This window comes from Gordonibacter pamelaeae 7-10-1-b, assembly GCF_000210055.1.
GTDB lineage: Bacteria > Actinomycetota > Coriobacteriia > Coriobacteriales > Eggerthellaceae > Gordonibacter > Gordonibacter pamelaeae.
Map to the genome: position 1 here is coordinate 302,912 of NC_021021.1, position 7,864 is coordinate 310,775.

Annotated in this window: 6 protein-coding genes and 1 tRNA gene; 2 read left to right on the top strand and 5 right to left on the bottom strand. The window is 63.3% G+C overall.

What is annotated here, in order from left to right; all coding sequences use genetic code 11:
• Nucleotides 1–215: 215 nt before the first annotated feature.
• From GPA_RS01330 to arcA, 4 genes are all read right to left on the bottom strand, one after another.
• Nucleotides 216–1,838 (bottom strand): YfcC family protein, encoded by a 1,623-nt coding sequence (locus GPA_RS01330; protein WP_015538723.1) that lies wholly within the window; start codon nucleotides 1,836–1,838, stop codon nucleotides 216–218.
• A 150-nt stretch (nucleotides 1,839–1,988) separates the two neighbouring features.
• On the bottom strand, nucleotides 1,989–2,942 hold the full coding sequence (gene arcC / locus GPA_RS01335; protein WP_015538724.1) for a carbamate kinase: 954 nt from the start codon (nucleotides 2,940–2,942) through the stop codon (nucleotides 1,989–1,991).
• Between the two features lie 27 nt (nucleotides 2,943–2,969).
• Nucleotides 2,970–3,965, bottom strand: a complete 996-nt coding sequence (gene argF, locus GPA_RS01340) for an ornithine carbamoyltransferase (RefSeq protein ID WP_015538725.1) — start codon at nucleotides 3,963–3,965, stop codon at nucleotides 2,970–2,972.
• Between the two features lie 177 nt (nucleotides 3,966–4,142).
• Nucleotides 4,143–5,360 (bottom strand): arginine deiminase, encoded by a 1,218-nt coding sequence (gene arcA, locus GPA_RS01345; protein ID WP_015538726.1) that lies wholly within the window; start codon nucleotides 5,358–5,360, stop codon nucleotides 4,143–4,145.
• A gap of 536 nt (nucleotides 5,361–5,896) precedes the next feature.
• Between arcA and GPA_RS01350 the strand changes: the two genes are divergently transcribed.
• Nucleotides 5,897–5,972 (top strand) — tRNA-Arg (locus GPA_RS01350).
• 232 nt (nucleotides 5,973–6,204) lie between these two features.
• On the opposite strand, the gene GPA_RS01355 is transcribed toward GPA_RS01350, so the two are convergent.
• A complete protein-coding gene (locus GPA_RS01355) occupies nucleotides 6,205–7,161 on the bottom strand; it encodes a helix-turn-helix transcriptional regulator (protein WP_041238748.1) in 957 nt (318 codons plus the stop codon).
• A 114-nt stretch (nucleotides 7,162–7,275) separates the two neighbouring features.
• On the opposite strand from GPA_RS01355, the gene GPA_RS01360 reads away from it, so the two are divergent.
• Nucleotides 7,276–7,864 (top strand): MFS transporter (locus GPA_RS01360; RefSeq protein ID WP_167536572.1); only part of this gene is annotated, 589 nt, incomplete at its 3' end.

Sequence of the window (7,864 nt, forward strand, 5' to 3'; positions counted from 1 at the left end):
AGATGCACCTGCACGCCCAGTGCCGCGTGACCCCGTTCTACGAGCGCCGCGGCTACGAGCAGTACGGCCCCGTCGAGCTGGACGAGCACGTGGAGCACATCTGGATGAGGAAGGCGTTGTAGGAAGGACGGCCCGAGCAGAAAAATCCCCCGCCGAAGCGGGGGATTCCGAAGCGCGTCGCGAGCGTGCGATGCGTCAGCCGAGTGCAGCCGACGTTACGCGGCGCCCGGTATGAGCATCATCGCCGCAGTGAGGATGATGATGCAGGCAACGCCCAGCACGATGAACAGCTTGCCGCCGAACTTCAGCCACGTGGAGTACTCCACCTTGGCGAGCGCCAGGCCGCCCATGATGGCGCCGGACGTGGGGGTGAACAGGTTCACCAGGCCGTTGCCGGCGCTGAAAATCATAATCATCACGTCGGGCGAGAAGCCGAGCGAGTTCGCCAGCGGGCCCATGATGGGCATGGACACCGTGGCCATGCCGGACGACGACGGGATGAGGAACGACAGCACCACGTAGAGCAGGAACGACATGGGAGCGAATATGATCGCCGACAGGCCGTTCAGCGCGTTGGCCGCGTTGTTGAGGATCCACATGTCCAGACCGGTCTCGCCCATGAGCACCGTGATGGAACGGGCGAGCGCGATGATCAGCACGACGCTCATCATGTCGGCCGCACCGTTGATGAAGGCCTTCACGAAACGGCTCTCGGACACGCCGCCCACCACGCCGATGATCAGCGCCATGATGAGGAACCAGGTGGAAGCCTCGTCGAAGTACCACTGCCCCAGCGGCAGGCCCGTGAGGAACGCGGACCAGCCCTCGGAGACCTGCTCCTCGGCCGTGACCGTGCCGGTCACGTCGCCGTTGAACGTGAGCTCGCCCTCGGTCGCGCCCGCATCTGCGGCATCGGCCCATGTCGCCGAGATATCGTCGCCGCTGACCTGCGTCGTGACCTCCTCGGTGGCAGCGCCGGCATCGAAGATCTCCACGCCGAAGTCGCCCCACGGAATGAAGCCGACGATCATGACCACGAACGTGAGCGCGAACACGATGAGCGCCCACTTCTGGCGGCCCGTCATGAGCTTCTCGTTCGGGTTGGCCTCGGCGTCGACCGCCTCCTGCTGCGCCTCGCCGAACTCAGCCTTCATGGTCTCCTGCTCCTGCAGCGACAGGATGGTGGAACCCTTGTTAGCCTTGACCTTCTTCGCGTAGCGCATGACGAAGATGATGGAGATGACCAGCGTCACGAGCCACAGCACCACGCCGAGCATGATGATGGTGCCCTGGTTGATGACGATGCCGCTGCCAGACAGCGAGTCGACCGCCGCGCCGACCGCGAACGGGTTGACCGTCGAGCCGAGCACGCCGCAGCCGGCGCCCAGAAGGACGACCGCCGCGCCGACGACGCTGTCGAAGCCGGCCGCCACCATGGTGGCCGCCAGCAGCAGGTAGAACGGGACCGTTTCCTCGCACATGCCGTACGTCGTACCGCCGATGGAGAAGATGAACATCAGGATCGGTATGAGCACGAGTTCGTTGCCCTTGAGCTTCTTCACCAGTGCGGCGATGCCGGCATCCAGCGCGCCCGTCTCGGTCACGATACCCAGGAAACCACCCAGGATCAGCACGAACAGGCACACGGGAAGCGCATCGGTGAAGCCCTTGACGGGTGCCGTCGCCACGTTGGCGATGGTTGCGCCCTCGACTCCCTCAACACCGGCAAAAGACATGGCCACCGTGATCAGAGCAAGTGCAACGAGCATGATGAGCAAAATGGTGAATGAAGATATAGATCGCTTCTTTTTGCTTTTTTCCTTCGTTTTCTCGGTCATGAGAACCCCTCCTTTGAAGAGGATCGAGGTGAATACGTTTGGCGAACGAGAAATCTCTTAAACGTGCCGGCCGGAAGCATAACCGCCCGGCACGCGGATACCCCCATGCGGCGGCGAGACGCTCGCGCGTCCGCCGCCGCAGGTAGAACACTAGGCCGTGATGACCGTGCCCGTCTTGCCCTTCAAGCCGTCGGCAGCGCACTCGAGCGAGGTGATGAGCGCCTTGCCCTCGGGATGCTGCTGCACGAACTCGATGCAGGCCTCGACCTTCGGCAGCATCGAGCCGGGCGCGAACTGGCCCTCCTCGATGTACTTCTGAGCCTCGGCGACCGTCATGGAGTTGAGCTCCTGCTGCTCGGGCGTGTTGAAGTTGATGCACACCTTCTCCACGGCCGTGAGGATGACCAGCATGTCGGCCTTGAAGTCGGCGGCCAGCTTGGCGCTGGAACGGTCCTTGTCGATGACGGCCGGCACGCCATGGTAGCTGTCGTCCTTCTCGATGACCGGAACGCCGCCGCCACCCGTGGAGATCACGATGTAGCCGTCGTCCATGAGATCCTTGATGGCGTCGAACTCCACGATGCGCTGCGGCTTCGGGGAGGCCACCACCTGGCGCCAGCCGCGGCCGGCGTCTTCCTTGTAGGTGTAGCCGGTCTCCTCGGCGCGCTTCATGGCCTCTTCCTCGGTAAGGAAGGCGCCCACGGGCTTCGTCGGGTTCTGGAACGCCGGGTCCTCCGGGTAGACGACCGTCTGCGTCACGACGCAGGCCGTGGAGCGCATGATGCCGCGGCGCTTCATGTCGTTCAGGATTGCCTGCGACAGCTGGTAGCCGATGTAGCCCTGGCTCATGGCGCCGCACTCGGGGAACGGCATGGCCGGCGTCTTGCCGTCATGCGTGGAGGCGTAGTCGAACGCGTTGTTGATCATGCCGACCTGCGGGCCGTTGCCGTGGGAGACCACGACGTTGATGCCCTCGGCCACCATGTCCACGATGTGCTCGGCCGTGTTCTTCACCAGCTCCAGCTGCTCCTGGGGCGTGTTGCCCAGGGCGTTGCCGCCGAGCGCAATGACCACGGACTTGCCTTCGCCTTTCTGGTATGCCATAGTTCGTCTCCTTTCTCCGGCTCGTGCTTAGGAGAGCGTGGCGTACATGACGGCCTTGATGGTGTGCATGCGGTTCTCGGCCTCGTCGAACACCTTGGACTGCGTGGACTCGAACACCGCGTCCTCGACCTCCATCTCGGTCACGCCGAACTGCTCGGCGATCTCGGCGCCGATGGTGGTCTTGGTGTCGTGGAACGACGGCAGGCAGTGCATGAAGATGGCGTCCGGGGAGGCCATGGCCATGACTTCCTTCGTCACGCGGTAGGGCTCCAAGAGCTTGATGCGCTCGGCCCAGAGCTCGGCCGGCTCGCCCATGGACACCCAGATGTCGGTGTAGATGACGTTGGCGCCCGTGCAGGCCTCCTTCACGTCCTCGGTCAGCGTGATGGTGGCGCCGGTCTCGGCGGCAACCTCGCGGCACTGGGCCACGAGATCGGCCTTCGGCATACGGGCCTCGGGGCCGCAGGCCACGAAGTGCAGGCCCAGCTTCGCGCACACGACCATGAGCGAGTTCGCCACGTTGTTCTCGGCGTCGCCCATGAACACGAACTTCAGGCCCTTGAGGCCCTGCGGGAAGTTCTCCTCGACCGTCAGCATGTCGGCGATCATCTGCGTGGGATGGAACTCGGTGGTCAGGCCGTTCCACACCGGCACGCCGGCGTTGGCGGCCAGGTCCTCGACGATCTCCTGGGAGAAGCCGCGGTACTCGATGCCGTCGTACATGCGGCCGAGCACGCGGGCGGTGTCCTCGATGGACTCCTTCTTGCCCATCTGGGAGCTGCCGGGATCGAGGTAGGTGACGCCCATGCCGAGGTCCATGCCGCCCACCTCGAACGCGCAGCGCGTGCGGGTGGAGGTCTTCTCGAACAGCAGGACGATGTTCTTGCCTTCGAGGTAGCGATGGGGGGTACCCGTCAATTTCAGGTTCTTGAACTCCTTGGACAGCTTGATGAGGTAGCGGATCTCGTCAGGCGTGAAATCCAGCAGCTTCAGGAAGTTGCGTCCGCTCAGGCTCGTGGGCATGATTCATTCCTTTCGTCGTTCTTTGCCAAGTTTTTCCTACGTGTGAACCGTGCAGGCAGGCGTCGCCAAGTTTGAAACCGCCTGCCTCTTTCAGCCTTCGAGGGGAACCCGCCCGGGACTCCCCTCTCTGCTGGAAAGACAAAGGGTTGCGGCCCGGTGCGCCCGGGCCCGGCGCCGCTAGTCCTCGCGCCAGATGGGCATGCTCATGCAGCGTGGGCCGCCACGGCCGCGGGAGAGCTCGGCGGAGGGGATCACGACGAGCTTGATGCCCTTCTCCTCGAGCACCTTGTTCGTCACGTCGTTGCGCTCGTACACCACGACGGTGCCCGGAGCGATGCACAGCGTGTTGGAGCCGTCGTTCCACTGCTCGCGCTCGGCCGCGATACGGTCGCCGCCGCCGCAGGGGATGAGCTCAACCGGCACGCCGACGTACTTCTCGAGGATGTCCTCGAGCTTGCCGGTCATCTCCTTGACCTTGATGCCGTCGCCCTCGGGGGTGATCTCGAACACGGTCAGCGGGCCCATGATGCCCGGGTGGATGGTGAACTTGTCCGTGTCGATCTGGGTGAACACCGTGTCGAGGTGCATCATGGCGCGGTTGTTCGGGATGTTGAACGCCAGGATGGTGTCGATGGGGCTGGTCTCGTCGTTGAAGATGTTATGCGCCAACGCGTCGATGGCATCGGGCTCGGTGCGCTGCGAGATGCCCACAGCGAGCACGTGGTCGTTGATGTTGAGGATGTCGCCGCCCTCGATGTGGAACGTGTTGTAGCGGCTGTAGTACTGGGGGACGTCCTTGAAGTCCGGATGGTACTTGAAGATGTACTCGCCGTAGATGGTCTCGCGGTTGCGCGTGACGGAGTACATGCGGTTGATGGACACGCCGTTGCCGATCATGGCGAAGTTGTCGCGCGTGAAGTACAGGTTCGGCATGGGGGCAACGACCATCTTGGAGGCCTCGGACACGAGGTCGACCAGGGAGTTGGACTTGTCGGTGTGGAGCTCGGTGAGGTTGATGCCCTCCATCGTCTTCAGCACGAGGTCCTTGTTCTCGGGATAGTTGTCGTTCAGGTAGTCGAAGATGATCTTCTGGTAGCGGTCGGTGCGGATGCCGGCTTCCTCGATGAACTGCTTCAGGAAAGTCTCGCGCACGTCGGGGTTCTGGTCGAGCACCTCGGTCATGAGGTCCTCGAGGTACACGACCTCCACGCCGTTGTCGCGCAGAGCCTGGGCGAACGCGTCATGCTCCTCCTGGGCGACCTTCAAGAACGGGATGTCGTCGAACAGCAGCTCTTCGAGCGTGTTCGGCGTCAGGTTCAGAAGCTCGTTACCCGGGCGGTGCAGCAGGACTCGCTTTAAAGGCTTGATCTCGCTTTTAACGTTGACACCAGCCATTGCAACCCTCCTTTTCTTTATGCATTTTCCAGATTTTCGGCCTCGAGGGCATCCGTTGCGCACCGTCTGCCCGCTCGATGACCCCAAAATCGCACGGTTCGATTCGAATTGCAACCACAATTTCGCAACAAAACCGGACCCCGTTTGATATCGGGTGCTTTTTCGGTGAACGGTTGCTTTTAGATGACCTTTTATTCACAATTCCTTCACATACACTTTACTGCGACGGAGCGGTAAATCGAACGGAACGGCGCTTTTTCGGCCCGGTTGCGGGACGGGCGCCCCCCACCCCGCGGCACGCTGATAAATGGGAGTGCATAAACAAGGCCAAAGATGCATTCTTAGCGCAAACGGCTCATCGATGGGCCGCCCGCTGGGCGGTCACGGCGGGGGCTCCTGCTCGGCCGCTCGTCGAAACACGCATGAAACGAGGTTTTCACGTGCGGTTTCTCCGTAGAGGGCGCTTCGTCGGCCTTTCTCGGCTCCGCAGGATGCACACGCGCATTTTACGGTATAATACCGATGCCGAAGCAAACGCGCTCGTGGCTCAATGGATAGAGCAACGGACTTCTAATCCGTCGGTTGCAGGTTCGAGTCCTGCCGGGCGCACCAGGAATCGCCAGCCGCCTCCCCCTCGGGAGGCGGCTTTTTTGATGCCTGTTCGAAAAAACTTTAAAGTATAGCATAAGTTTTGCGGAATGGAGAAATTTTTTGCTATCCGGTTTCCGATCCCAGGTCCCGCCGAAACCGAGGACCCCCTTCTCGCGGCGCGCCCGCCGACACGCGGCCCCCCCGGCGCCGGCAGCCGGGCATGCCTTTGAAGGGCTGTCGCCCGGAGGCGCGCTCATTCCGAGCAAGCGAGATCGCAGTACGCGCGCGGCGTCATGCCATAGTGCGCGCGGAAGGCCTTGTGAAAGTTGGAGGTGTTCAGGTAGCCGAGCGTCCGCGCCACTTCGGCCACGGACAGGTCGGTGCCCTTCAACAGGATGGCCGCCCGATCCATGCGCTGCTTCAATAGCAGCTCGGAGAAGGTTTTGCCCGTTTCCTGGCGTAGCAGCGTGGACACGTAGTTGGGGTGGTAGGAGAAGCGCGCGGCGAGCGCGCTCAACGTCACCGTGTCCACGTGCTCGCCCAGGTAGCGCACCATGAGCTCCGCCGTCCCGACCGGCGCGGCGTCCGCGCGCTCGTCGTCCGCATACTGCCGCGCCACCTGCATGAGCAGCGCCAGGGCGAGGGGCTTGAGCACGTCCTGGGTGTCCTCGCGCCTGTTGGCGTACTCCACCGCCATCATCTCGAACAAGGCGCGCGCCGTGCACTGGTCCTCCAGCTTGAAGTGGATGAACTCGTCGGCGAAGCAGTCGGTGGACGGATCGAGCAGGAAACGCAGGAAGCCCGAGTCGGAGGACAGCAGCGGAAGGAACGACCGGAAGAACGCCTCCTTCTTCACGAGCATGCCGATGATGGTGGTGTCCGCGTCGTCGTGCACGAGCAGGGCGTGGCCCGCGGACGGCTGGCCGGCGTACAGCTCGCCCTCGCGGATGGTCACCACGTTGTCGTAGCGCTGGCTCAGAGAGTCGTAGGAGCCGCAGTAGGTGTAGTTGAAGTAGAAGAAGTCGTGGCGGTGGAACAGCTCGCGCACGCCCGAGCACTGGTGCACGACGATCACGACGTCCTCGTCGGGAGGCCCCGGCCACGTGAACATCTTCTCGCCCGGCTCGCCCAGGGGGAAGTCGCGATAGGAGAAGTCGAGCGTGGGGTACTCGAGCTTCAACGCGCCGATTGCGTCCTCGACCCTTCCCACAGCACGCCTCCTTGCCCGATCCGATGATTCGACACGCGCACCTGAACTTTCGGCGCTGCTTTCGAACAGGATGAAGCATACCATACGAGGTTGGTCGGAAGAGGAGGGAGCGTCGTGGCACGTACAAAGGAAAACACCCGGCAAGGCATAGTGTCGCTGCCCGTTATCGCGCTGACCACCCTCAGCTTCGCGCTGGGGTGCAGCGAGTTCATCGTGGTGGGCATCCTGCCCGACATTGCGGGCTCGCTCGCGGTCGACATCACGCTCGTGGGCAATCTCGTGGGACTTTTCGCGGGCGTGTACGCCATCGGCACGCCTGTGCTGGCCATCGCCACCGCGCGCGTGCCGAAGTTCCGGTTGCTCATGTCCTTGTGCGCCGTCTTCGCGATCGGCAACGTGGCCACCGCCCTCGCCCCCACCTACGAGGTGCTCATGGTCGCGCGCGTTCTCACGGCCAGCGTTTCGGGCGCTGCCTGCACCGTGTCGATGACCTTCGTGGCCGACATCGCCGCGCCGGGCGCGCGCCCGAAGGTCATCGCGATCATCTTCGCGGGGTTCAGCGTGGCGTCGGTGCTGGGAGTTCCCCTTGGCACCGCCATCGCGCAGGCGCTCGGATGGCATGCGGCCTTCTGGGTTATCTGCGCGCTTCTGGCGGCGACGATCTCGGTTCTCGTGCGCGTCCTGCCGCACGACGGGGCGAAGG

What these genes read in the sequence shown, in the direction of transcription:
- GPA_RS01330 (WP_015538723.1), bottom strand. Translation starts at nt 1,838, where the DNA reads ATGACCGAGAAAACGAAGGAAAAAAGCAAAAAGAAGCGATCTATATCT.
- arcC (WP_015538724.1), bottom strand. Translation starts at nt 2,942, where the DNA reads ATGGCATACCAGAAAGGCGAAGGCAAGTCCGTGGTCATTGCGCTCGGC.
- argF (WP_015538725.1), bottom strand. Translation starts at nt 3,965, where the DNA reads ATGCCCACGAGCCTGAGCGGACGCAACTTCCTGAAGCTGCTGGATTTC.
- arcA (WP_015538726.1), bottom strand. Translation starts at nt 5,360, where the DNA reads ATGGCTGGTGTCAACGTTAAAAGCGAGATCAAGCCTTTAAAGCGAGTC.